This is a genomic window from Streptomyces sp. NPDC042638 (assembly GCF_040647235.1).
Classification (GTDB): Bacteria; Actinomycetota; Actinomycetes; order Streptomycetales; family Streptomycetaceae; genus Streptomyces; species Streptomyces rameus.
Genome location: NZ_JBEZBT010000004.1, coordinates 146660 through 170012 on the forward strand (window position 1 = coordinate 146660; position 23353 = coordinate 170012).

At 70.1% G+C, this 23353-nt stretch carries 17 protein-coding genes and 1 pseudogene; 5 read left to right on the forward strand and 13 right to left on the reverse strand.

All coding sequences use genetic code 11. The annotated features are described in order from the left end of the window. Positions 1-10 precede the first annotated feature (10 nt). From AB0B40_RS05290 to AB0B40_RS05305, 4 genes are read left to right on the forward strand one after another with little or no spacing between them, the layout of a single operon-like run. A complete protein-coding gene (locus tag AB0B40_RS05290) occupies positions 11-1354 on the forward strand; it encodes an ABC transporter substrate-binding protein (protein WP_362262968.1) in 1344 nt (447 codons plus the stop codon). Then, positions 1351-2265, forward strand: a complete 915-nt coding sequence (locus AB0B40_RS05295; protein WP_345057515.1) for an ABC transporter permease — start codon at positions 1351-1353, stop codon at positions 2263-2265. The genes AB0B40_RS05290 and AB0B40_RS05295 overlap by 4 nt, the downstream gene beginning before the upstream one ends. Then, on the forward strand, positions 2249-3037 hold the full coding sequence (locus AB0B40_RS05300) for an ABC transporter ATP-binding protein (RefSeq protein WP_362262971.1): 789 nt from the start codon (positions 2249-2251) through the stop codon (positions 3035-3037). The genes AB0B40_RS05295 and AB0B40_RS05300 overlap by 17 nt, the downstream gene beginning before the upstream one ends. A gap of 11 nt (positions 3038-3048) precedes the next feature. Continuing rightward, on the forward strand, positions 3049-5814 hold the full coding sequence (locus tag AB0B40_RS05305) for a fumarate reductase/succinate dehydrogenase flavoprotein subunit (RefSeq protein ID WP_362262974.1): 2766 nt from the start codon (positions 3049-3051) through the stop codon (positions 5812-5814). Positions 5815-5845: 31 nt separating this feature from the next. On the opposite strand, the gene recQ is transcribed toward AB0B40_RS05305, so the two are convergent. Then, positions 5846-7834 carry a DNA helicase RecQ gene (gene recQ, locus AB0B40_RS05310; RefSeq protein ID WP_362262977.1) on the reverse strand — a complete coding sequence of 663 codons (1989 nt, stop codon included), beginning with the start codon at positions 7832-7834 and terminating at the stop codon, positions 5846-5848. Between the two features lie 173 nt (positions 7835-8007). On the opposite strand from recQ, the pseudogene AB0B40_RS05315 reads away from it, so the two are divergent. Beyond that, positions 8008-8148 (forward strand): annotated as a pseudogene (locus tag AB0B40_RS05315) (Uma2 family endonuclease); the annotation flags it as partial. Positions 8149-8220: 72 nt separating this feature from the next. On the opposite strand, the gene nuoN reads toward AB0B40_RS05315, so the two are convergent. From nuoN to AB0B40_RS05375, 12 genes are read right to left on the reverse strand one after another with little or no spacing between them, the layout of a single operon-like run. Beyond that, complete coding sequence (gene nuoN, locus AB0B40_RS05320) at positions 8221-9870, reverse strand: NADH-quinone oxidoreductase subunit NuoN (protein ID WP_362262980.1); 1650 nt, start codon at positions 9868-9870, stop codon at positions 8221-8223. Further along, the gene (locus tag AB0B40_RS05325) at positions 9867-11438 is read right to left on the reverse strand and encodes an NADH-quinone oxidoreductase subunit M (protein WP_345057505.1); all 1572 of its coding nucleotides are present in this window, start codon (positions 11436-11438) and stop codon (positions 9867-9869) included. Before AB0B40_RS05325 ends, nuoN begins: the two co-directional genes overlap by 4 nt. A 5-nt stretch (positions 11439-11443) precedes the next feature. Further along, a complete protein-coding gene (gene nuoL / locus AB0B40_RS05330; RefSeq protein ID WP_362262984.1) occupies positions 11444-13390 on the reverse strand; it encodes an NADH-quinone oxidoreductase subunit L in 1947 nt (648 codons plus the stop codon). A gap of 15 nt (positions 13391-13405) precedes the next feature. Further along, complete coding sequence (gene nuoK, locus AB0B40_RS05335) at positions 13406-13705, reverse strand: NADH-quinone oxidoreductase subunit NuoK (RefSeq protein ID WP_030742982.1); 300 nt, start codon at positions 13703-13705, stop codon at positions 13406-13408. Next, positions 13702-14544 (reverse strand): NADH-quinone oxidoreductase subunit J, encoded by an 843-nt coding sequence (locus AB0B40_RS05340; RefSeq protein ID WP_345057572.1) that lies wholly within the window; start codon positions 14542-14544, stop codon positions 13702-13704. Before AB0B40_RS05340 ends, nuoK begins: the two co-directional genes overlap by 4 nt. Continuing rightward, on the reverse strand, positions 14544-15194 hold the full coding sequence (nuoI, locus tag AB0B40_RS05345; protein ID WP_345057501.1) for an NADH-quinone oxidoreductase subunit NuoI: 651 nt from the start codon (positions 15192-15194) through the stop codon (positions 14544-14546). Before nuoI ends, AB0B40_RS05340 begins: the two co-directional genes overlap by 1 nt. After that, positions 15187-16548, reverse strand: a complete 1362-nt coding sequence (gene nuoH / locus AB0B40_RS05350) for an NADH-quinone oxidoreductase subunit NuoH (protein ID WP_345057499.1) — start codon at positions 16546-16548, stop codon at positions 15187-15189. The genes nuoI and nuoH overlap by 8 nt, the downstream gene beginning before the upstream one ends. Next, positions 16545-19049 (reverse strand): NADH-quinone oxidoreductase subunit G, encoded by a 2505-nt coding sequence (locus AB0B40_RS05355; RefSeq protein WP_362262988.1) that lies wholly within the window; start codon positions 19047-19049, stop codon positions 16545-16547. The genes nuoH and AB0B40_RS05355 overlap by 4 nt, the downstream gene beginning before the upstream one ends. Beyond that, complete coding sequence (gene nuoF, locus AB0B40_RS05360) at positions 19046-20395, reverse strand: NADH-quinone oxidoreductase subunit NuoF (RefSeq protein ID WP_345057493.1); 1350 nt, start codon at positions 20393-20395, stop codon at positions 19046-19048. Before nuoF ends, AB0B40_RS05355 begins: the two co-directional genes overlap by 4 nt. After that, entirely contained in the window at positions 20392-21258 is an 867-nt protein-coding gene (nuoE, locus tag AB0B40_RS05365; RefSeq protein WP_345057491.1) for an NADH-quinone oxidoreductase subunit NuoE, read from the reverse strand. The genes nuoF and nuoE overlap by 4 nt, the downstream gene beginning before the upstream one ends. Next, positions 21255-22595, reverse strand: coding sequence for an NADH-quinone oxidoreductase subunit D (locus AB0B40_RS05370; protein ID WP_345057489.1), 1341 nt, complete (start codon positions 22593-22595; stop codon positions 21255-21257). The genes nuoE and AB0B40_RS05370 overlap by 4 nt, the downstream gene beginning before the upstream one ends. Continuing rightward, on the reverse strand, positions 22592-23308 hold the full coding sequence (locus tag AB0B40_RS05375; protein WP_362263142.1) for an NADH-quinone oxidoreductase subunit C: 717 nt from the start codon (positions 23306-23308) through the stop codon (positions 22592-22594). Before AB0B40_RS05375 ends, AB0B40_RS05370 begins: the two co-directional genes overlap by 4 nt. Positions 23309-23353 lie beyond the last annotated feature (45 nt).

Here is a 23353-nt window from a genome sequence, read left to right on the forward strand (position 1 = left end):
GACCACCACCATGAAACGCACGGCAGTCGCCCTGTCCACCGCCGCCCTCCTGCTGCCACTGTCCGCCTGCGGCGGCAGCGCGGAGGCAGGCAGCGGCTCCACGGTCACCGTGACCATCGGCTACCAGTCGAAGACCATCAACACCGTCACCGCGGGGACCCTGCTGCGCTCCCTCGGGTACTTCGAGAGGCAGCTCAACTCCCTGCACGACGGCCACACCTACAAGGTGGACTGGCAGGACTACGCCACCGGCGCCCCAATCACCGCCCAGATGACCGCCGGCAAGATCGACATCGGTTCGATGGGGGACTTCCCCCTGCTGCTCAACGCGGCCCGCGGAAAACAGCTCGGCCGCCCGACCCACCTGGTCTCCATCACCGGCTACAACCTGCGCGGCGGCCTCAACACCGTCGTCACCGCATCCGACTCCACCCTCACGTCCCTCAAGGATCTGAAGGGCAAGAAGGTCTCCACCAGCATCGGCTCGGCTGCCGACGGCACCCTCGTCCGAGCCCTGCAGCGCGCCGGGATCGACCCGGACAAGGGGATCTCCAAGCTCAACCAGCAACCTGCGGTGGGGGCGTCCGCCCTGTCCGCCGGCAGCGCGGACGCACTGTCACAGTTCGTGGCCTGGCCGGGCCTGCTCGCCTACCAGGGCAAGGCGAAGGCCCTGTACGACGGCGCCCAGCTGAACCTGCCCACCTTCCATGGCGTCACCGCGCGCGAGGACTTCACCCAGCAGCACCCTGCCGTCCTTGAAGCCTTCCTCAAAGCCCAGGACCAGGCAACGGACTACCTCAACAGCCATCCCGTCACCGCCGCCGAAAAGGTCGCCAAGGCCACCGGCCTGCCCGCCGAGGTCGTCTACCTCTACAACGGCGCCCACGGCATCGCCACGTTCAACCCGGCGCTCGCACCACAGCTCGTCTCCGCGCTGAAGCAGGACGTGTCCGTACTGAAGGCAGCCAAACTGACCGGTGACATCGACGTGGACTCCTTCGTCGACGACCAGTACGTGAAGAAGGCTCTCGGCGCGTCGTACGCCAAGCGGCTCACCACGCCGCCCCCGCCGGCCACGAGCGAGGTGTGGACCAAGGACAGCGAGAGGACCGTGTCCTTCAAGTCCCCCAAGCAGCTGCTGGCCTACCTGGCCGCGCACCCGGACGGCATCCGCGCCGCCTACGTGCCCGACGCCACCACCGGCACCCTCTGGTTCGCCGACAAGGCGGTCTGGGTGGCCGACGGTGACCGGCTGCTGCCCTTCGTCGCCCCGGCCACCGCGCGGGACTACGTCTCCGCCCACGGCGGCGCGCGTACCGTGTCGTACCGCGAGGCGCTGGAGCGGGCCTCATGACCCGGCGGCCCCTGTTCCGGTATGCGCTGCGGACGATCTCCCTGGCCGTCGCGCTCGGCATATGGCAGCTTGTGACCAGCCTGGACGTCGACCTGTGGCTGAGGTTCTCGCAGTTCCCCACGGTCACCGACGTAGCCCATGCTTTCGCCGACCGGCTTTCCGGTGACGACTACTGGACCGACCTCACCGACAGCCTCACCCGCATCCTGACCGGCTTCGCGCTCGCGGCCGCCTTCGGCGTGGCGGTGGGTGTGCTCGTGGCCCGCTCCCGCCTGGCCGAGGACCTCCTCGGCCCAGTACTGGAAGTCGTCCGCCCCATCCCGGCGATCGCCCTCGTCCCGGTCGCGATCCTGATGTTCCCCTCGAACGAACAGGGCATCGTCTTCATCACCTGCACCGCCGCCTTCTTCCCCGTGATGGTCTCCACCCGCCACGCGGTCCGTGCGCTGACCCCGGTATGGGAGGAGGCGGTGCGCACCATGGGCGGCGGCCGGCTCCGGATCCTCGGCTCGGTCGTGCTGCCGGGCGCACTGCCCGGCATCTTCGGCGGGCTGTCGGTGGGTATCGGCGTGTCCTGGATCTGCGTGATCTCCGCGGAGATGATCTCCGGCCAGTACGGGGTCGGCTACCGCACCTGGCAGGACTACACGGTGGTCGACTACCCGGGTGTCTTCGTCGGCATGGTGACGATCGGCGTGCTCGGCTGGATCACCTCGACGGCCGTGGAACTTCTCGGCCGCCGGCTGACCGGCTGGCTGCCCCGCACCTCGTACGTGCCCATGGGCCGTGGCCGCGCCGCCCGGCCGCTCGCCGCATCCGACCGCCTCGACGGCGATCCCCAGCAGCAGGCCCAGTCCGAGCAGCAGGGCCACAACCGCACCGAGGAGGCCCGCGATGAGCACCTCGTCTGAGGCTGTCACCGCTCCCGCCGTACCGGCGGGAGCGGCCGAGCGTGGCACCCGGCTCGCCTTCCGTTCCGCCGTCCTCGGCCGCCCGGACGCTCCGGTCCTCGATGGCGTCGACCTGGAGGTCGCCCCCGGCGAGATCCTCACCGTCGTCGGCCTGTCCGGCTGCGGCAAGTCCACGCTGCTGCGGACGCTCGCCGGGCTGTTGCCGCCGCTGGGCGGTGCGGTCGAGGTGGACGGCAGACCGCTGACCGGGCCGTCGGCCGACCGCGCGCTGGTCTTCCAGGAGGACGCGCTGCTGCCGTGGCGTACCTTGCGCGGAAACGTCGAACTCCCGCTCGCCATCAGGGGGGTACCGCGCGCGGAGCGGCGTGCCCGGGCCGAGTCGTGGCTGGCGCGGGTCGGCCTCACCGCGCAGGCGGGGCAGTTGCCGCACCGGGTGTCCGGTGGGCAGCGCCAGCGCGCCCAGCTGGCACGGGCGCTGGCCGACAGTCCGCGCACCGTTCTCATGGACGAGCCTTTCGGCGCCCTCGACGCCCAGACCCGCTCCGGCATGCAGAACCTGCTGGTGGAGGTGTTGCGCGGCACGGGCGCGACCGTCGTCTTCGTCACGCACGACGTGGACGAGGCCCTCTTCCTCGGTGACCGCGTGGCCCTGCTCGGCTCCGGACGCGTGTCCGCCGTATGCGAGGTGCCGCGCCCCCGTGACCGGGCGGCCTCCGACGATCCGGCCCGGGCGGCGCTGCGCCGCGACATCCTGACCTCGCTCGGTTCCTGAAAGGCATCCCGGTGACCACCCCCGCGCCCACCCCCTTGAAGATTCCCGCCGTCACCGACGCCGAGGAGCTGATCTGCGACGTCCTCGTCGTCGGCGGCGGCACCGCCGGCACCATGGCCGCCCTGACCGCCGCCGAACGCGGCGCGAACGTCCTGCTGCTGGAGAAGGCCCACGTGCGGCACTCCGGCGCGCTCGCCATGGGCATGGACGGCGTGAACAACGCGGTCATCCCCGGCCGTGCCGAGCCCGATGACTACGTCGCCGAGATCACCCGCGCCAACGACGGCATCGTCGACCAGTCCACCGTCCGCCAGACCGCCACTCGCGGCTTCGCGATGGTGCAGCGGCTGGAGTCGTACGGGGTCAAGTTCGAGAAGGACGAGCACGGCGAGTACGCGGTCCGCCAGGTGCACCGCTCCGGCTCGTACGTACTGCCGATGCCAGAGGGCAAGGACGTCAAAAAGGTCCTGTACCGGCAGCTGCGGCGGCGCGAGATGCGGGAGCGGATCCGGATCGAGAACCGGGTGATGCCGGTCCGTGTGCTCACCGCCGGGGGACGAGCCGTGGGTGCCGTCGGTTTCCACACCCGTACCGGCGCCTTCGTCACCGTCCGGGCCGGTGCGGTGATCCTCGCGACCGGTGCCTGCGGCCGGCTCGGCCTGCCCGCCTCCGGCTACCTCTACGGCACCTACGAGAACCCCACCAACGCCGGTGACGGGTACGCCATGGCCTACCACGCGGGCGCCGAGCTGACCGGTATCGAGTGCTTCCAGATCAATCCGTTGATCAAGGACTACAACGGGCCGGCCTGCGCCTACGTCGCGAACCCCTTCGGCGGCTACCAGGTCAACCGGCACGGTGAGCGCTTCGTCGACTCCGACTACTGGTCCGGGCAGATGATGGCCGAGTTCGCCGCCGAGGTCGCCAGCGACCGCGGCCCGGTCTACCTCAAGCTCAGCCATCTGCCCGAGGAGTCGGTCTCCGCGCTGGAGTCGATCCTGCACTCCACCGAGCGGCCCACCCGGGGTACCTTCCACGCCGGCCGCGGGCACGACTACCGCACCCACGACGTCGAGATGCACATCTCCGAGATCGGCCTGTGCGGCGGCCATTCCGCGTCCGGCGTACGCGTCGACGACCACGGGCGCACGACCGTCCCCGGTCTGTACGCCGCCGGCGACCTCGCCTGCGTCCCGCACAACTACATGATCGGCGCCTTTGTCTTCGGGGACCTCGCCGGTGCCGACGCCGCCCGGTGCACGGCCTACGGCGGTGAGCTTCCCGCGGACCAGGTGCGCGAGGCGCACGAGCTGATCTACCGTCCGCTGCGCAACCCGGACGGCCCGCCGCAGCCCCAGGTCGAGTACAAGCTGCGCCGCTTCGTGAACGACTACGTGGCACCGCCCAAGTCCGGCGCGCGGCTCTCCCTCGCGCTGGAGGCGTTCGAGCGGATGCGCACCGACATCGACGCGATGGGTGCCCGTACCCCGCACGAGCTGATGCGCTGCGCCGAGGTCACCTTCATACGCGACTGCGCGGAGATGGCCGCCCGCGCTTCCCTGGCCCGTACCGAGTCGCGCTGGGGCCTCTATCACGAACGTCTCGACCACCCCGAGCGCGACGACGCCTCCTGGTTCCACCATCTCGATCTGCACAAGTCCCCCTCTGGCGCGATGGAGTTCACGGCTCGCCCCGTGGCTGCCTATCTGGTTCCGGTGGAGGGGTTCACGCCTGTCGGCGGTCCCTCCCGGTATCTGGGCGAGGTCCGAGCCGAGCATGTGGCCACGGCCGGTCCGCGCGAGATGGCGCCGGTGGCCGCGGAGTCCGCACCCGCGCGTGCCGCCGGTTCCGCAGCCCTGACGAGTGCCGGCGGCTCCGCTTCACCCCGGTTGCTGGAGCTGCTGGAACTGGCCGAGGCGGAGGCCGAACTCGCCGTGCTCGAGCCCTACCTGGCGGACTCCGATCCCGCGGTGCGGCGTACGGCCGTCTCGGTGCTCACGGAGACCGTGCCACCCGGCACCGGGCAGGCCCTCGCCTGTGCGCTCGCCGACCCCGATACCGAGGTCCGCGCGACCGCCGCCGCCTCCTTGCGCGAACTCGTCGAGACGCTGCCGGCCGAACCCGCCCTGGGCGCCGCTCTCACCGGTGCCCTCGCCCTGGCCGACCCGGTGGTCCGCGCCGCCGCCCTCGATGTGCTGCGAGCACTGCGGCTCGGCGAGGCCGCGGTCTTCGCGTCTGCGCTGGACGATCCCGACATCGCGGTCCGGACGGAGGCCGTACGGGCGCTCGTCTCGGTGGACGCGGTCCGGCCACTGGTGGGCGCGGCGGACGATCCCTCCCGGGAGGTCCGGGTCACCGTGGCCAAGTCCCTGGCCACCGTCGGCTCGGGGAGCGCCGTCGCCTCCGACCGGCACCTGCTGACCGCCGCTTTGGACCGGCTCACCGAAGACGCCGATCCGCTGGTGCGCGGCGCCGCACTCGGTGCGCTGGCCGCCACCGGCTGCCCGCCACGGCTCGCCGCCCGTGCCGTGGCCGCCCTGTCCGATCCCGCCTGGCAGGTCCGGTCCGGTGCCGCGACCGCGCTGTCGGCCGCACCCGCCGACACGGCCGTGGACGCTCTCGCCAAGGCCCTGGCCGACGCGAACGCCGATGTCCGCAAGGCGGCGGTCCTGGCCCTGAGCCGGCACCGGAGCACGTCCGAGGCCAGAGCAGCCCTCGCCACGGCCACGGCCGACTCGGACGCGGACGTGCGCGCCTATGCGGCACGGGGGCTGTGAGCCCCGCACCCCACGGGCCCGGGCCGGGCGGCTATATCCAGTCGTCCGGCTCTGGCCCCGGCTCGTCGGCCGGCTCGGGCCAGTCGGTGTCCGGAGCGTCGGCGGCGGCCGGTGGAGTCCCGTCCAGGGAGGCCAGCACCTTGAGCACGCCCTCCCCGTACGTCGCCAGTTTCTTCTCGCCGACTCCGCCCACCGTGCCCAGTTCCCGCACCGAACCGGGCCACCGGGTCACGATCTCCCGCAGGGTGGCGTCGTGGAAGATGACGTACGCCGGGACGCCCTGTTCCCGGGCCTGCTCGGCACGCCAGGCCCGCAGGGCCTCGAAGGCGGGCAGCAGCGTGTCGGGCAGCTCGGCCGCGGCGGCCTTGGCCTTGCCGGAGCCCGTGGAGGTACCGGCGGACCGCGACCGGGAGGCGGCCGGTTTCTTCGGCTCCTTGCGCAGCGGTACCTCGCGTTCGCGCCGCAGTACCGAGCCGCTGGCCTCGGTGAGCACCAGGGTGCCGTACTCCCCTTCGACCGCGAGGAGCCCCTGGGCCAGCAGCTGCCGGATGACGCCCCGCCACTCGCCCTCGGTGAGGTCCTCGCCGATTCCGAAGACGGACAGCTGGTCGTGGTCGAACTGGATCACCTTGCCGGTGCGCTTGCCGAGCAGGATGTCGACGATCTGCGTCGCGCCGAACTTCTGTCCGCGTTCCCGCTGCAGCCGCACCACCGTGGACAGCGCCTTCTGGGCGGCGACCGTGCCGTCCCAGGTCTCCGGCGGGGTGAGGCACGTGTCGCAGTTGCCGCATGCCGCGGTGTCGGGGTCCTGCCCGAAGTAGGCGAGGAGCTGGCCGCGACGGCACTGGGCGGTCTCGCACAGCGCGAGCATGGCGTCCAGGTGGGAGGCGGCCCGGCGGCGGAACGCCTCGTCGCCCTCACCGGACTGGATCAGCTTGCGCTGCTGTATGACGTCGTTCAGGCCGTAGGCCATCCAGGCCGTGGACGGCAGGCCGTCACGGCCGGCCCGGCCGGTCTCCTGGTAGTAGCCCTCGATCGACTTGGGCAGGTCCAGGTGGGCGACGAAGCGTACGTCCGGCTTGTCGATGCCCATGCCGAAGGCGATGGTGGCCACCACGACCAGGCCGTCCTCACGCAGGAACCGGGACTGGTGCGCCGCGCGCGTGGCCCCGTCCAGACCCGCGTGGTAGGGCACCGCCTCGACGCCGTTGGCGGTCAGGAACTCCGCCGTCCGCTCGACCGAGTTGCGCGAGAGGCAGTACACGATGCCGGCGTCGCCCGCGTGCTCCTCCCGGAGGAAGGCGAGCAGCTGTTTCTTGGGGTCGGCCTTGGGCACGATCCGGTACTGGATGTTGGGGCGGTCGAAGCTGGCGACGAAATGGCGGGCCGTCGGCAGGTTCAGCCGCTGGGTGATCTCCTCGTGGGTGGCGCGGGTGGCCGTGGCGGTGAGGGCGATCCGCGGGACGTCCGGCCAGCGCTCGCCGAGCAGGGACAGGGTGAGATAGTCGGGGCGGAAGTCGTGGCCCCACTGGGAGACACAGTGCGCCTCGTCGATCGCGAAGACGGAGATCTTGCCGCGCGAGAGCAGGTCCCGGGTGGCGTCCAGGCGCAGGCGCTCCGGGGCCAGGTAGAGCAGGTCCAGCTCGCCGGCCAGGAACTCGGCCTCGACCATGCGACGCTCGTCGAAGTCCAGGGTGGAGTTGATGAAGCCGGCGCGCACGCCGAGGGCGCGCAGGGCGTCCACCTGGTCCTGCATGAGGGCGATCAGCGGCGAGATGACCACGCCGGTGCCGGGCCGGACGAGGGCCGGGATCTGGTAGCACAGCGACTTGCCGCCGCCGGTCGGCATGAGGACGAGGGCGTCACCGCCCGCCACTACGTGCTCGATGATCGCCTGCTGCTCGCCCCGGAAGGCCTCGTATCCGAAGATCCGGTGCAGGGTGGCCCGGGCCTCGCTGTCGGCCGCGTCCGGCCCTTCGGTCACCTGTGGCATTTCGCTGATCCCGCCCGTCACGCCCATCGTCCTGTCCCCCGTCGGTCCCCCGTGTGTCGTCTCTCGACCGCTGCCTCCACCATAGGGGTCCGGACCGACAGCCTCGGAGTTATCCACAGGTTCGGGGGATCACTCACGTCAAGCGCACGATCGTCGTCCACGTGTTCGAGGAAGGGCCTGCCTGTTTCCCGTCGATACCGGTCCACGCCTTCGAGCTGGAGCCGGCCACCGGCGCGTACACCGGCACCGGCATCTTCCGCGAGCGCATGAGGCTGGAGGTGCCGTTCCCGGTGGACCTCGACGTCACCCAGATCAAGGTCCGCCGCGACGGGAGTCAGTGAGGCCCAGGACACACCGCTGCCCGGCACCCCCGCGAGCGGGGGTGCCGGGCAGCGGTGTGTCAGCGGTGCGGTTCAGCGCACGAACACTCCCGCCTGGCTCGCCAGGTCCAGGAAGTACTGGGGCGCCACGCCGAGGACCAGCGTCGCCGCCACGCCCACGCCGATCGTCGTCATGGTCAGCGGGGACGGCACGGCGACGGTGGGGCCTTCCGGCTTGGGCTCGCTGAAGAACATGAGCACGATCACGCGGATGTAGAAGAACGCGGCGATGGCCGAGGAGATCACACCGATCACGACCAGCGGGACCGCGCCGCCGTCCGCCGCCGCCTTGAACACGGCGAACTTCCCGGCGAACCCGGAGGTCAGCGGGATGCCGGCGAAGGCCAGCAGGAACACCGCGAACACGGCCGCCACCAGCGGCGAGCGGCGGCCGAGGCCGGCCCACTTGGACAGGTGGGTGGCCTCGCCGCCCGCGTCCCGCACCAGCGTGACCACCGCGAAGGCGCCGATCGTCACGAAGGAGTAACCCGCCAGGTAGAAGAGGACGGACGAGACGCCGTCCTTCGACGTGGCGATGACACCCGCGAGGATGAATCCGGCGTGCGCGATGGACGAGTACGCCAGCAGCCGCTTGATGTCGGTCTGGGTGATGGCGACGATCGCGCCGCCCAGCATGGTGACGATCGCCACGGCCCACATGACCGGCCGCCAGTCCCAGCGCAGCCCGGGCAGGACGACGTAGAGCAGGCGCAGCAGCGCGCCGAAGGCGGCCACCTTCGTCGCCGCGGCCATGAAGCCGGTGACCGGGGTGGGCGCGCCCTGGTAGACGTCGGGCGTCCACATGTGGAACGGCACCGCGCCCACCTTGAACAGCAGGCCCATCACGAGCATGGCGCCGCCGATCAGGAGCAGCGCGTCGTTGCCCATGGTGCCGGCGAGCGCGGGGTCGATGTTCGTGGCCGTGCCGTCGACGACCTGGGCGATGCGCGCGTACGACACCGAGCCCGCGTAGCCGTACAGCAGCGCGATGCCGAACAGCGTGAACGCCGAGGCGAACGCGCCCAGCAGGAAGTACTTGACCGCGGCCTCCTGCGACATGAGCCGCTTGCGGCGGGCCAGCGCGCACAGCAGGTACAGCGGGAGGGAGAGCACCTCCAGGGCCACGAACAGGGTCAGCAGGTCGTTGGCGGCGGGGAAGACCAGCATGCCGCCGATCGCGAAGAGCAGGAGCGGGAAGACCTCGGTGGTGGTGAAGCCGGCCTTCACCGCCGCCTTCTCGCTGTCGCTGCCGGGTACGGAGGCGGCCTGTGCGGCGAAGGAGTCGACGCGGTTGCCGTGTGCCGCCGGGTCGAGGCGCCGCTCGGCGAAGGTGAACAGGCTGACCAGGCCGGCCAGCAGGATCGTGCCCTGCAGGAAGAGGGCCGGGCCGTCGACCGCGATCGCGCCCATGGCCGCGATGTGCGCCTTGGTGGTACCGAATCCGTCGGCCGCGAGCGCGACGACCGCGGCGAACGCGGCGCACAGGGCTACGACGGACACGAACACCTGCGCGTAGTAGCGGGACCTGCGCGGCACGAATGCCTCGATGAGCACCCCGACCAGCGCCGCACCGACGACGATCAGCGTCGGCGACAATTGTCCGTATTCGATCTTCGGCGCGTCGATCTTCGAGATCGGTTCGGCCGCGGTTGTCCACAGGCTGTGGACGGCTGATGCGCTCACTTGGCGGCCTCCACCTCGGGCTTGGGGTCCTTCTTGTGTACGTCGGACATGGTCTGCTTGACCGCCGGGTTGACGATGTCCGTGACGGGCTTCGGGTAGACGCCCAGGAAGATCAGCAGGACGATCAGCGGCGCAACGACGACCAGCTCGCGCGCGCGGAGGTCGGGCATCGCGGAGACCTCCGGCTTCACCGGTCCCGTCATCGTCCGCTGGTACAGCACGAGGACGTACAGCGCGGCGAGGACGATGCCGAAGGTGGCGATGATGCCGATCACCGGATAGCGCGTGAACGTGCCGACCAGAACCAGGAACTCGCTCACGAACGGTGCGAGTCCGGGCAGCGAGAGGGTGGCGAGGCCGCCGATCAGGAAGGTGCCGGCGAGCACCGGGGCGACTTTCTGCACGCCTCCGTAGTCGGCGATGAGCCGCGAGCCGCGCCGGGAGATCAGGAAGCCGGCGACCAGCATCAGCGCGGCCGTGGAGATGCCGTGGTTGACCATGTAGAGGGTGGCACCGGACTGGCCCTGGCTGGTCATCGCGAAGATGCCCATGACGATGAAGCCGAAGTGCGAGATCGACGCGTAGGCCACCAGGCGTTTGATGTCCCGCTGGCCGACGGCGAGCAGCGCGCCGTAGACGATGCTGATGAGGGCCAGGACGAGGATGACGGGCGTCGCCCACTTGCTGGCCTCCGGGAACAGCTGGAGGCAGAAGCGGAGCATCGCGAACGTGCCCACCTTGTCGACGACCGCGGTGATGAGGACGGCGACCGGTGCGGTGGACTCCTGCATGGCGTTGGGCAGCCAGGTGTGCAGCGGCCACAGTGGCGCCTTCACCGCGAAGGCGAAGAAGAAGCCGAGGAACAGCCAGCGTTCGGTGCTGGTCGCCATGTGCAGCGAGCCGTTCGCACGGGCCTCGGCGATCTGCTGGAGGCTGAAGTTTCCGGCGACCACGTAGAGGCCGATCACCGCGGCCAGCATGAGCAGGCCGCCGACGAGGTTGTAGAGGAGGAACTTCACCGCGGCGTACGACCGCTGCGTGGCGGCCGTCTCCTCGCCGTGCTCGTGGGCACGGTCCCCGAAGCCGCCGATGAGGAAGTACATCGGGATGAGCATGGCTTCGAAGAAGATGTAGAAGAGGAAGACGTCGGTGGCCTCGAAGGAGATGACCACCATCGCCTCGACCGCCAGGATCAGCGCGAAGAAGCCCTGGGTGGGCCGCCAGCGGCGGCTGCCGGTCTCCAGCGGGTCGGCGTCGTGCCAGCCCGCGAGGATGATGAACGGCATCAGTACGGTGGTCAGCGCGATCAGCGCCACCGCGATGCCGTCGACGCCCAGCTCGTACCTGACCCCGAAGTCCTTGATCCAGGCGTGGGATTCGGTGAGCTGGTAGCGGGCGCCGTCCGGGTCGAAGCGAACCAGGACGACGATCGCCAGGGCGAGCGTGGCGAGCGAGACCAGCAGGGCCAGCCATTTGGCGGCGGTGCGCTGCCGGGCCGGTACGGCGGCCGTGGCGACCGCCCCCAGGGCCGGGAGCACCGCCGTCGCTGTCAGCAGAGGAAAGGACATCGGTATCAGACCGCCCTCATCAGCAGGGTCGCGGCGACGAGGAGTGCCGCACCGCCGAACATCGAGACCGCGTAGGAGCGGGCGAAGCCGTTCTGGAGCCGGCGCAGCCGTCCGGAGAGACCGCCGAAGCCGGCCGCCGTGCCGTTGACGACGCCGTCCACCAGGGTGTGGTCGACGTACACCAGGGACCGCGTCAGGTGTTCACCGCCGCGCACCAGGACGACGTGGTTGAAGTCGTCCTGGAGCAGGTCGCGACGGGCCGCGCGGGTGAGCAGCGAGCCGCGCGGGGCGACGGCCGGGACGGGCTTGCGGCCATACTGCGCCCAGGCGATGGCCACGCCGATGACCAGGCAGACCATGGTCGCGCCGGTGACCACGGCGGCGCTCAGCGGGGAGTCGCCCTCGCTGTGGCCGGTGACCGGCTCCAGCCAGTGCAGGAAGCGGTCACCGATGCTGAAGAAGGCGCCGCCGAAGACCGATCCGACGGCCAGCACGATCATGGGGATCGTCATGACCGACGGGGACTCGTGCGGGTGCGGCTCGCTGTGCTCGCCGCGGCCCTCGGCGGCGGGCTCGGCGCTCGGCGCCTCCGGGGAGCGAGTGGGTTGGTTCCTCCAACGCTCCTCTCCGAAGAACGTCATCAGCATCACGCGCGTCATGTAGAAAGCGGTGATGGCCGCGCCCAGCAGGGCCGCGCCGCCGAGGATCCAGCCCTCGGTGCCGCCCTTGGCGAACGCCGCCTCGATGATCTTGTCCTTGGAGAAGAAGCCGGACAGGCCCGGGAAGCCGATGATCGCGAGGTAGCCCAGGCCGAACGTGATGAACGTGACCGGCATGTACTTGCGCAGGCCGCCGTAGCGGCGCATGTCGACCTCGTCGTTCATGCCGTGCATCACGGAGCCGGCACCGAGGAACAGCCCGGCCTTGAAGAAGCCGTGCGTCACCAGGTGCATGATCGCGAAGACGTAGCCGATGGGGCCGAGGCCGGCCGCGAGGACCATGTAGCCGATCTGCGACATGGTCGAGCCGGCCAGCGCCTTCTTGATGTCGTCCTTGGCGCAACCGACGATCGCACCGAACAGGAGCGTGACCGCCCCGACGACGGTGACGGCCAGTTGGGCGTCGGGAGCGGCGTTGAAGACAGCGCCGGAGCGGACGATCAGGTAGACACCCGCGGTCACCATCGTCGCGGCGTGGATCAGGGCCGAGACCGGGGTCGGGCCCTCCATGGCGTCCCCGAGCCAGGACTGCAGCGGCACCTGGGCGGACTTGCCGCAGGCGGCGAGCAGCAGCATCAGGCCGATCGCGGTGAGCTTGCCCTCGGAGGCGTCGCCGGTGTGGGTGAGGACCGGGCCGAAGGCGAAGCTGCCGAAGGTGGTGAACATCAGCATGATCGCGATCGACAGGCCCATGTCGCCGACGCGGTTGACCAGGAAGGCCTTCTTCGCGGCGGTGGCGGCGCTGGGCTTGTGCTGCCAGAAGCCGATCAGCAGGTACGACGCGAGACCGACGCCCTCCCAGCCGACGTACAGCAGCAGGTAGTTGTCGGCGAGGACGAGCAGCAGCATCGCCGCAAGGAACAGGTTCAGGTAGCCGAAGAAGCGGCGGCGCCGCTCGTCGTGCTCCATGTACCCGACCGAGTACAGGTGGATCAGTGAGCCGACACCGGTGATGAGCAGGACGAACGTCATCGACAGCTGGTCCAGGCGGAAGGTGACGTCCGCCTGGAAGCCGGCCACCGGGACCCAGCTGAACAGGTGCTTGACGAGCGTGCGGTGTTCGGCTCCCTTGCCGAGCAGATCGGCGAAGAGGATCAGGCCGAACACGAAGGAGGCGGTCGACAGGAGCGTGCCGATCCAGTGGCCGACGCGGTCCAGACGCCGGCCGCCGGTCAACAGAACGGCCGCTCCGAGCAGGGGCGCCGCGATGAGCAGCGCGATCAGGTTCTCCACGATTCTTCCGACCCCTTACAGCTTCATCAGGCTGGCATCGTCGACCGAGGCCGAGTGGCGGGTGCGGAACAGCGACACGATGATCGCGAGGCCCACCACGACCTCCGCGGCGGCGACGACCATCGTGAAGAAGGCGATGATCTGTCCGTCGAGGTTGCCGTGCATCCGGGAGAAGGTGACGAACGCGAGGTTGCAGGCGTTCAGCATCAGCTCGACGCACATGAAGACCACGATGGCGTTGCGCCGGATGAGGACGCCGGTCGCGCCGATCGTGAACAGCAGGGCGGCGAGGTAGAGGTAGTTGACCGGGTTCACTTCGACGCCTCCTCGGGCCGCTTGAACGTCTCCGGCTGGATCGCCCTGCGCTCCAGGCGCTCCTCCGCGCGCTGCTCCAGCGCCCGCAGGTCGTTGAGCGCCTCGGTGGACACGTCGCGGATCTGGCCGCGTTCGCGCAGCGTCTTGCTGACGGTCAGGTCCGAGGGGCTGCCGTCGGGCAGCAGGCCCGCGATGTCCACGGCGTTGTGCCGGGCGTAGACGCCGGGGGCGGGCAGCGGCGGGATGTGGACGCCCTCGCGGATGCGCTGTTCGGACAGTTCACGCTGGGTCTTGGCGCGCTCCGTGCGCTCGCGGTGGGTGAGCACCATGGCGCCGACGGCGGCCGTGATGAGCAGCGCGCCGGTGATTTCGAAGGCGAAGACGTACTTGGTGAAGATGAGGGTCGCGAGGCCCTCGACATTGCCGTTCGCGTTCGCCTTGCCGGTGCCGTTGAACTCCTTCAGGGAGGCGTTGCCGATGCCGGTGAACAGCAGGACACCGAACCCGACGCCGCACAGAAGGGCCAGCCAGCGCTGACCCCTGATGGTCTCCTTCAGGGAGTCCGCCGCCGTGACGCCGACGAGCATCACCACGAACAGGAACAGCATCATGATCGCGCCGGTGTAGACGACGATCTGCACGATCCCGAGGAAGTAGGCGCCGTTGGCGAGGTAGAACACCGCCAGGACGATCATGGTCCCGGCGAGGCAGAGCGCGCTGTGCACGGCCTTCTTCATGAAGACGGTGCACAGGGCGCCGATCACCGCGATCGTGCCGAGGACCCAGAACTGGAAGGCCTCACCGGTGGAGGTGGTGTAGGCGGCGAGGTGATGCGTCATCATCGGCCGATCACCTTCTCCGAGGCCGGCTCGTCCTCGCCGAAGGTGGAGGTGGCCTCCTGGGGGACCTCGCCCTTGGAGACGGCGACCTGCCGGACGGTGCCGGGCGCGGCGTGTGTCACCAGGCCGCGGTAGTAGTCCTGCTCGTCCGTCCCCGGGAAGATCGAGTGCGGGGAGTCGACCATGCCCTCTTCGAGGCCGGCGAGCAGTTGCTCCTTGGTGTAGATGAGGTTGGCGCGGCTGGAGTCGGCCAGCTCGAACTCGTTCGTCATCGTCAACGCGCGCGTGGGGCACGCTTCGATGCACAGTCCGCACAGGATGCAGCGGGCGTAGTTGATCTGGTAGACGCGGCCGTACCGCTCGCCCGGCGAGTAGCGTTCCTCGTCGGTGTTGTCGGCGCCCTCCACGTAGATGGCGTCGGCGGGGCAGGCCCAGGCGCACAGCTCGCAGCCGACGCACTTCTCCAGGCCGTCCGGATGGCGGTTGAGCTGGTGCCGTCCGTGGAACCGTGGAGCCGTGGTCTTCTTCTGCTCCGGGTACTGCTCGGTCAGCCGCTTCTTGAACATGGCCTTGAAGGTCACGCCGAAGCCGGCCACGGGGTTCTGGAAGCCGGGCTTGGTCTGCCCGGACTCCTGAGGCTCCTCAGCCATCGGACGCCTCCTTTCCATCCGAAGTTCCGTCACTGACAGTGTCCGGTCCGCCACTGACAATCAGCTCTCGCTCGCCGCGCGGGCGGCGCCTGGGCACGGGCGGCAGCTCCTGTCCGGGCAGCGGCGGGACGGGGAAACCGCCCGCCATCGGGTCGAAGGCCTGCTGTTCGGGGGCCTGCTCGGCCGTCTTCGCCTTCTCGCGGAACATGTCGGCGACGAAGGAGATCAGCAGCAGGGCGAGGACACCGCCGCCGACGTAGAGGGCGATGTCGGCGAAGTCGTAGTTCTCGTTGCGCAGGGCGCGGACGGTCGCGACCAGCATCAGCCAGGTCACGGAGACCGGGATGAGGACCTTCCAGCCGAGCTTCATGAGCTGGTCGTAGCGGACGCGCGGGAGCGTGCCGCGCAGCCAGATGAAGAAGAACAGCAGCAGCTGGACCTTGACGACGAACCAGAGCAGAGGCCACCAGCCGTGGTTCGCGCCCTCCCAGAAGCTGCTGACCGGCCAGGGGGCGCGCCAGCCGCCGAGGAACAGGGTGGCCGAGACGGCCGAGACCGTCACCATGTTGACGTACTCGGCGAGCATGAACATCGCGAACTTGATCGAGGAGTACTCGGTGTTGAAGCCGCCGACCAGATCGCCCTCGGACTCCGGCATGTCGAAGGGGGCGCGGTTGGTCTCGCCGACCATCGTGACGATGTAGAGGATGAAGGAGACCGGCAGCAGCAGGATGTACCAGCGGTCGTGCTGCTGCTCGACGATCGTGGACGTCGACATCGACCCCGAGTAGAGGAACACGGAGGCGAACGCGGCGCCCATGGCGATCTCGTAGGAGATCATCTGCGCGCAGGAGCGCAGGCCGCCGAGGAGCGGGTAGGTGGATCCGGAACTCCAACCCGCCAGCACGATGCCGTAGATGCCGACCGAGGCGACCGCGAGGATGTAGAGCATCGCGATCGGCAGGTCGGTGAGCTGCATCGTGGTGCGGTGGCCGAAGATCGAGATCTCGTTGCCGGCCGGCCCGAACGGGATCACCGCGATCGCCATGAAGGCCGGGATGGCCGCGACGATCGGCGCGAGGACGTAGACCACCTTGTCCGCGCGTTTGACGATGAGGTCTTCCTTGAGCATCAGTTTCACGCCGTCGGCGAGCGACTGGAGCATGCCCCAGGGGCCGTGGCGGTTCGGGCCGATGCGCAGCTGCATCCAGGCGACGACCTTGCGTTCCCAGACGATGGAGAACAGCACCGTCACCATCAGGAAGGCGAAGCAGAACACCGCCTTGACGACGACCAGCCACCAGGGGTCGCGGCCGAACATCGAGAGGTCTTCAGCGGCGAGATACGTGTTCATGCCTCCACCTCCTTGGGGGCTCCTGCGGCGACTGCCGCCGGGCCGATACGGACGAGGGAGCCGGGCCGTGCCCCGGCGTCGGAGGCGACGCCGGCGCCCGCGGAGTTCAGCGGGAGCCAGACCACCCGGTCGGGCATCTCGGTGATCCGGACCGGCAGGGCGACCGTGCCGGCGGTGCCGGTGACGGTCAGGATGTCGCCGTCCGCGACGCCCGCCTCGGCGGCCGTCGCGGCGGACACGCGCGCGCGGGCGGCGTGCCGGGTTCCGGCGAGCGCCTCGTCGCCCTCCTGGAGGACGCCCAGGTCGAGCAGGAGCCGGTGCCCGGCGAGTACGGCCTCTCCCACGGCCGGACGGGGCAGCACGCCCGCGGGCTCCGTGGGGTCGCCGGCGCGGGGGCCGTCCCAGGGGCCGAGCCGGTCGATCTCCGCGCGCGTGGTGCGCAGATCCGGCAGGCCCAGGTGGACGTCCATGGCGTCGGCGAGCATCTGCAGCACGCGCGCGTCGGTCGGCGCGAGCCGGCGGGTCATGTGGTCGGGCTTGAGCGCGGCCTCGAAGAAGCGCACCCGCCCTTCCCAGTTGAGGAAGGTGCCCGCCTTCTCGGCGACCGCGGCGACCGGCAGGACGACGTCCGCGCGTTCGGTGACCTCGCTGGGCCGCAGCTCCAGCGACACCAGGAAGCCGACGTTGTCCAGCGCCTCACGCGCGCGTGCCGGATCGGGCAGGTCGGCGACCTCCACACCGGCGACCACGAGCGCGGAGATTTCGCCGCTGGCGGCGGCCTCGACGATCTGGTGGGTGTCGCGGCCATAGCGCAGGGGCAGTTCCGCGAGCCCCCAGGCGGCGGCGACCTCCTCCCGCGCGCGGGGGTCGGTGGCCGGGCGGCCTCCCGGCAGCAGTGCGGGCAGCGCGCCCGCCTCGACGGCGCCGCGCTCCCCGGCCCGGCGGGGGATCCACACCAGCTGGGCGCCGGTGGCGGCGGCGGCGCGTACGGCGGCCGTGAGTCCGCCGGCGACCGAGGCGAGCCGCTCGCCGACGACGATGACCGCGCCTTCGGCGCGCAGGGCCTCGGCGGCGCGTGTGCCGGGCTCCTCCAGGCCGACACCGCTGGCGAGGGCGTCCAGCCACTCCGTCTCGGTACCCGGAGCGGCCGGCAGCAGTGTGCCGCCGGTCTTCTCCAGGCCGCGGGTGGCGTGCGTGGCCAGCGTGAACACCTGCTGCTTGTGCTTGCGCCAGGCCTTGCGCAGCCGCAGGAAGACACCGGGTGCCTCCTCCTCCGACTCGAAGCCGGCCAGCAGCACGGCGGGCGCCGCCTCCAGGGAGGTGTACGTGACGCCCGTACCGTCGAGGTCACGGCCGCGGCCCGCCACCCGGGCCGCCAGGAAGTCGGCCTCCTCGCCGCTGTGCACGCGCGCGCGGAAGTCGATGTCGTTGGTGTCGAGCGCCACGCGCGCGAACTTGCTGTACGCGTAGGCGTCCTCGACGGTCAGCCGGCCGCCGGTGAGGACACCGGCCCTGGAGCGGGCGGCGGTCAGGCCCTCGGCGGCCGCCTGGAGCGCCTCGGGCCAGGAGGCGGGTTCGAGGACGCCGTCGGCGTTGCGGACGAGCGGGGTCTCGAGGCGGTCCCTCTGCTGCGCGTAGCGGAACGCGAAGCGCCCCTTGTCGCAGAGCCACTCCTCGTTGACCTCGGGATCGTTCGCGGCGAGCCGCCGCATGACCTTGCCGCGCCGGTGGTCGGTGCGGGTGGCGCAGCCACCGGAGCAGTGCTCGCAGACCGACGGCGAGGAGACGAGGTCGAAGGGGCGGGAGCGGAACCGGTAGGCGGCCGAGGTGAGTGCGCCGACCGGGCAGATCTGGATGGTGTTGCCGGAGAAGTACGACTCGAACGGGTCGCCCTCGCCGGTGCCGACCTGCTGGAGCGCGCCCCGCTCGACCAGTTCGATCATCGGGTCGCCGGCGATCTGGTTGGAGAAGCGGGTGCAGCGGGCGCACAGCACGCACCGCTCGCGGTCGAGCAGCACCTGGGTGGAGATGGGCACGGGCTTCTCGTAGGTCCGCTTCTTTCCCTCGAAGCGGGACTCGGCGCTGCCGTGTGACATCGCCTGGTTCTGCAGCGGGCACTCGCCGCCCTTGTCGCAGACCGGGCAGTCCAGCGGGTGGTTGATGAGCAGCAGCTCCATCACGCCGTGCTGGGCCTTCTCGGCGACCGGCGAGGTGAGCTGGGTCTTCACGACCATGCCGTCCGTGCACGTGATCGTGCAGGACGCCATCGGCTTGCGCTGGCCCTCGACCTCGACGATGCACTGGCGGCACGCGCCTGCCGGGTCCAGGAGGGGGTGGTCGCAGAACCGGGGGATCTCGATGCCGAGCTGTTCGGCGGCCCGGATGACCAGGGTGCCCTTGGGCACGCTGATCTCGGCGCCGTCGATCGTCAGCGTGACGAGGTCTTCCGGCGGGACCGCCGCCTCTCCCCCTCCGCTGGGGGCGCTGGTGGTCAGGGTCATGCGTTCACCTCCGGGCGGTCCGCCCAGGCCGTCGACTTGGCCGGGTCGAAGGGGCAGCCCCGGCCCGTGATGTGCTGCTCGTACTCCTCGCGGAAGTACTTCAGCGAGGAGAAGATCGGGGATGCGGCGCCGTCACCGAGGGCGCAGAAGGACTTGCCGTTGATGTTGTCGGCGATGTCGGCGAGCTTGTCGAGGTCGGACCTGCTGCCCTTGCCCGCCTCGATGTCCCGCAGCAGCTGCACCAGCCAGTACGTCCCTTCGCGGCAGGGGGTGCACTTGCCGCAGGACTCGTGGGCGTAGAACTCCGTCCAGCGGGTGACGGCCCGCACCACGCAGGTCGTCTCGTCGAAGCACTGCAGGGCCTTGGTGCCGAGCATGGAGCCGGCGGCGCCCACGCCCTCGTAGTCCAGGGGGACGTCGAGGTGCTCGTCGGTGAACATCGGCGTCGAGGAACCGCCCGGCGTCCAGAACTTCAGCCGGTGGCCCGGCCGCATGCCGCCGCTCATGTCGAGCAGCTGGCGCAGGGTGATGCCGAGGGGGGCCTCGTACTGGCCGGGGCTGGCGACGTGGCCGCTGAGGGAGTAGAGCGTGAAGCCCGGGGACTTCTCGCTGCCCATCGACCTGAACCAGTCTTTCCCGTTTTTCAGGATGGCGGGAACCGACGCGATCGACTCGACGTTATTCACCACAGTCGGACAGGCGTAGAGGCCTTCCACCGCAGGGAAGGGGGGACGGAGCCGCGGTTGACCACGGCGGCCTTCGAGCGAGTCGAGCAGTGCGGTCTCCTCACCGCAGATGTACGCGCCCGCACCCGCGTGCACGGTGAGCTGGAGGTCGAGTCCGCTGCCCAGGATGTTCTCGCCGAGGTAGCCCGCCGCATAGGCCTCGCGCACGGCCTCGTGCAACCGCCGCAGAACGGGGACGACTTCACCACGCAGATAGATGAAGGCATGCGACGACCTGATGGCATAGCACGCGATCACCATGCCCTCGATGAGGCTATGCGGGTTCGCGAAGAGGAGCGGGATGTCCTTGCAGGTGCCCGGCTCCGACTCGTCGGCGTTGACAACTAGATAGTGCGGTTTTCCGTCACCTTGCGGAATGAACTGCCACTTCATTCCGGTCGGGAATCCCGCGCCGCCGCGGCCTCGCAGCCCGGAGTCCTTGACGTACGCGATCAGGTCGTCCGGTGACATGGCGAGCGCCTTGCGGAGCCCCTCGTACCCTTCGTGCCTCCGGTAGACGTCCAGAGTCCAGGACCGGTCCTCGTCCCAGAAGGCCGACAGCACGGGTGCGAGCAGCTTCTCGGGGCTCGAGTCCTTGAGTTCGGCTGCCACGGTCATCACTCCCCCTCCTCTGCGGCAGGCCCTGCGGGGTGGGCGGGGTCGGAGGCCGATGTCTCCTGCGGCGCGTCATGGGAACTGAGGTGCTCGGCCGGCGAGGGCTCGTGCACCCTGTCCTGCGGTTCCTCATGCGGACCTCCGCGCGGATGGACCACGCGCGCGGGTGCGGCCTCTCCCCTTGCCAGGCGAAGGCCCACCAGTGACGCGGGTCCCGCACTGCCGCTCTCCTCGACGGCCCCGGGCCGCTCGTCGGGGAAGCCGGCCAGCATCCGCGCGGTCTCCTTGAACGTGCACAGCCGGGCCCCTCGCGTGGGCTCGACGGGCTGACCCGCGCGCAGGTCGTCGACCAGGCGCTTGGCGCTCGCCGGTGTCTGGTTGTCGAAGAACTCCCAGTTGACCATCACGACCGGCGCGTAGTCGCAGGCCGCGTTGCACTCGATGTGCTCCAGGGTGACCTTGCCGTCGTCGGTGGTCTCGCCGTTGCCGACGCCCAGGTGTTCCTGGAGGGTCTCGAAGATCGCGTCGCCGCCCATCACCGCGCACAGCGTGTTGGTGCAGACGCCGACCTGGTAGTCACCGGAGGGCTTGCGGCGGTACATGGTGTAGAAGGTGGCGACCGCGGTGACCTCGGCCGTGGTCAGGTCCAGCATGTCCGCGCAGAACCGCATTCCGGTGCGCGTGACATGGCCCTCCTCCGACTGCACGAGGTGGAGCAGCGGCAGCAGGGCGGACCGGGAGTCCGGGTAGCGCGCGATCACCTCGCGCGCGTCCGCCTCCAGCCGGGCCCGGACGTCGGCCGGGTAGGCGGGTGCGGGCAGTTCGGGCATGCCCAGGCTGACGCCCCGCTCCGAAGAAGAGGTGGTCACCGGTCGACGCCTCCCATCACGGGGTCGATGGACGCGACGGCGACGATGACGTCGGCGACCTGGCCGCCCTCGCACATCGCCGCCATGGCCTGCAGGTTGGTGAAGGACGGGTCGCGGAAGTGGACCCGGTAGGGGCGGGTGCCGCCGTCGGAGACGGCGTGCACACCGAGTTCGCCCTTGGGGGACTCGACGGCCGCGTACGTCTGTCCCGGCGGGACGCGGAAGCCCTCGGTGACCAGCTTGAAGTGGTGGATCAGGGCCTCCATGGAGGTGCCCATGATCTTCTTGATGTGGTCGAGGGAGTTGCCGAGTCCGTCCGGTCCCAGGGCGAGCTGGGCGGGCCAGGCGATCTTCTTGTCGGCGACCATGACCGGGCCGGGCTGGAGCCGGTCCAGGCACTGCTCGACGATCCGCAGTGACTGGCGCATCTCCTCCAGGCGGACGAGGAAGCGGCCGTAGGCGTCGCAGGTGTCGGCGGTCGGGACGTCGAAGTCGTACGTCTCGTAGTCGCAGTACGGCTGCGCCTTGCGCAGGTCGTGCGGCAGACCGGTGGAGCGCAGGATCGGGCCGGTGGCGCCGAGGGCCATGCAGCCGGCGAGGTCGAGATAGCCGATGTCCTGCATGCGGGCCTTGAAGATGGGGTTCCCGGTGGCGAGCTTGTCGTACTCCGGGAGGTTCTTGTGCATCTTCTTCACGAACTCGCGGATCTGGTCCACCGCGCCGGGCGGCAGGTCCTGGGCGAGTCCGCCGGGCCGGATGTACGCGTGGTTCATGCGCAGGCCCGTGATGAGCTCGTAGAGGTCGAGAATCATTTCACGATCACGGAAGCCGTAGATCATGATCGTGGTGGCGCCCAGTTCCATGCCACCGGTGGCGATGCACACCAGGTGGGAGGACATCCGGTTCAGCTCCATCAGGAGCACTCGGATGATCTTGGCGCGCTCGGTGATCTGGTCCTCGATGCCGAGGAGCTTCTCGACGGCGAGACAGTAGCCGGTCTCGTTGAAGAAGGACGTCAGGTAGTCCATGCGCGTGACGAAGGTGGTGCCCTGCGTCCACGTGCGGTACTCGAGGTTCTTCTCGATGCCGGTGTGGAGGTAGCCGATGCCGCAGCGGGCTTCGGTGACCGTCTCGCCCTCGATCTCCAGGATCAGGCGGAGCACCCCGTGGGTGGACGGGTGCTGCGGACCCATGTTGACGACGATGCGTTCGTCGTCGGCGCGGGCCGCGGACTGGACGACCTCGTCCCAGTCGCCACCGGTGACCGTATATACGGTGCCCTCGGTGGTCTCGCGTGCGGACGCGGCCGACGCGGCGGATGCTGACTGCGTGCTCACGAGTACGACCTCCGCTGGTCCGGAGCCGGGATCTGGGCGCCCTTGTACTCGACGGGGATGCCGCCGAGGGGGTAGTCCTTGCGCTGGGGGTGGCCCTGCCAGTCGTCCGGCATCATGATCCGCGTCAGGGCCGGGTGACCGTCGAAGACGATGCCGAAGAAGTCGTAGGTCTCGCGCTCGTGCCAGTCGTTGGTCGGGTACACAGGGACCAGGGACGGGATGCGCGGGTCGCCGTCGGGGGCGCTGACCTCCAGGCGGATCAGCCGGTTGTGGGTGATCGAGCGCAGGTGGTAGACGGCGTGCAGCTCGCGCCCCTTGTCGTGCGGGTAGTGGACGCCGCTGACGCCGGTGCACAGCTCGAAGCGCAGGGCAGGGTCGTCGCGCAGGGTGCGGGCGACCCGGAGCAGGTGCTCGCGTTCGATGTGGAAGGTCAGCTCGTCGCGGTCGACGACCGTCCTCTCGATGGCGTTCCCGGGGAGGAGTCCTTGTTCCTCCAGGGCGCCCTCGAGTTCGTCGGCGACCTCGTCGAACCAGCCGCCGTAGGGGCGGGTCGCCGGTCCCGGGAGTCGGACCGAGCGGACCAGGCCGCCGTAGCCGGAGGTGTCGCCGCCGTTGTCCGCGCCGAACATCCCGCGCTGGACGCGGATCTCCTCGCCGCCCTGGCCGCGCTGGCCGGGGAGGTTGGAGGCGGAGAGGTCCTTCTCGGGGTTCACCCCGTTCGAGGAACCGTTCGCGCCGGTCGCGCCGTTGGTGCCGTT

What these genes read in the sequence shown, in the direction of transcription:
- AB0B40_RS05340 (WP_345057572.1), bottom strand. Translation starts at nt 14,544, where the DNA reads ATGACGCATCACCTCGCCGCCTACACCACCTCCACCGGTGAGGCCTTC.
- AB0B40_RS05295 (WP_345057515.1), top strand. Translation starts at nt 1,351, where the DNA reads ATGACCCGGCGGCCCCTGTTCCGGTATGCGCTGCGGACGATCTCCCTG.
- AB0B40_RS05355 (WP_362262988.1), bottom strand. Translation starts at nt 19,049, where the DNA reads ATGACCCTGACCACCAGCGCCCCCAGCGGAGGGGGAGAGGCGGCGGTC.
- AB0B40_RS05300 (WP_362262971.1), top strand. Translation starts at nt 2,249, where the DNA reads ATGAGCACCTCGTCTGAGGCTGTCACCGCTCCCGCCGTACCGGCGGGA.
- AB0B40_RS05325 (WP_345057505.1), bottom strand. Translation starts at nt 11,438, where the DNA reads ATGTCCTTTCCTCTGCTGACAGCGACGGCGGTGCTCCCGGCCCTGGGG.
- recQ (WP_362262977.1), bottom strand. Translation starts at nt 7,834, where the DNA reads ATGGGCGTGACGGGCGGGATCAGCGAAATGCCACAGGTGACCGAAGGG.
- AB0B40_RS05290 (WP_362262968.1), top strand. Translation starts at nt 11, where the DNA reads ATGAAACGCACGGCAGTCGCCCTGTCCACCGCCGCCCTCCTGCTGCCA.
- nuoI (WP_345057501.1), bottom strand. Translation starts at nt 15,194, where the DNA reads ATGGCTGAGGAGCCTCAGGAGTCCGGGCAGACCAAGCCCGGCTTCCAG.
- nuoH (WP_345057499.1), bottom strand. Translation starts at nt 16,548, where the DNA reads ATGAACACGTATCTCGCCGCTGAAGACCTCTCGATGTTCGGCCGCGAC.